At 37.6% G+C, this 1,318-nt stretch carries 1 protein-coding gene; it reads left to right on the forward strand.

Annotated features, from left to right (window positions below):
• Positions 1-232: 232 nt before the first annotated feature.
• Positions 233-1,264, forward strand: a complete 1,032-nt coding sequence (locus tag BLS65_RS17760; protein ID WP_092441121.1) for a hypothetical protein — start codon at positions 233-235, stop codon at positions 1,262-1,264.
• The last annotated feature ends 54 nt before the right edge of the window (positions 1,265-1,318 follow it).

Raw genomic sequence — 1,318 nt, forward strand, 5'->3', positions numbered from 1 at the left:
CCAAAAGTTATTTCCCGCTTTGTCCGAGTCAACTTGCAGCAAAAAGCATATCTTAACTTGCTGCTGAAACAGTCCTAAGAATGGGGAGTATCATAGTACCAACTATACCCCCGGCAGCAACGCTATACTTGGCCTCGATGGCAATCCAATTACCAACCCGCCAACCGCAAGCATTACCGATACAACAACCAATACGGTTACAATAACTTCGCCGATTGATACCGTTATTAAGGTGGACAATGGCGATGTGCTTATTGTAACGGAAACAGGCGATACGACTACCATACATACTGACCCCAGCGGAAACACTGTGGTAATTAATTCGGCTGGTGATACTACGGCTATTAGTGGTGATACGGTGACGATCGTGGATGCAAATGGGAATGCGACGGTGGTTGATAGTAAGGGGAATGTTGCTAATGTAGCAAATGACGATGCAACTAGTGCCGCTGTAAAAATGACGTACCCTTATAATAAATTTTACATTGTTGGTTATATTAAAGATACAAAGGAATTGTTTTGTAGTCCATCTCCACCAAAAGAAATTGAAGAAGAGTTATTTACTGAGTTGAAGAATAAACTTTTGGTTTCTTCAGAGGATGTTGTGCAATGCACATTCAATAAAACGGGAATAATATTTTGTGGCCGTGATACTTATATAGGGGTTAAGAGTGTTTATAAAAAGGATAAGAAGTCTGCATTATTCTTTGCAAGGATGGATGAGGGAACCGTAGTTGCAATGCACCTAAATAATAAATCAGTAGATGAATTGCCTAATTATCGCGTAGATGAATTGTTTTATGGACTGCTTTGTGATGATAAAAATGAATTAAAAATAACTTGTAAAGGATCGCAGACTTTGCGATTGACTGTTCTAAAAGGAATACAGTTGAGTGAATACGTTTTAAAAGCGTATGTGAATGGTGTTGCAAAGGATCGTCTATATGCTAGCAATGGGAAAATTGGGTATATAGACAACAATGAAATGCCCTTAAGAAAGGGTGACGTGTTGAAATTATATCTTCAAAAAAAACATATTACTTCTACAGTCGATCTTACCTATGTGCAAATTGATAACGCAAAATGGAAAAATACCGAAGAGAAAGAGGCAACTGAGCAGCAGTATTACACCTACACGATAACAGGAAAAGAACTGATTAAAAATAACAGTTTTAAAGTTAGCGCTCAAGTTGGTGAAAGGTTTATTACCATTGAACTTTACATCCTTGATATTTCGGTGATATTGTGCCACTTGTTTCGGTGATATTGTGCCACAAAAAAAGGATGATTTCGTGACCAAATTTATGAATTAATTTGA

The sequence above is a fragment of the Williamwhitmania taraxaci genome, from assembly GCF_900096565.1.
GTDB classification, from domain to species: Bacteria; Bacteroidota; Bacteroidia; order Bacteroidales; family Williamwhitmaniaceae; genus Williamwhitmania; species Williamwhitmania taraxaci.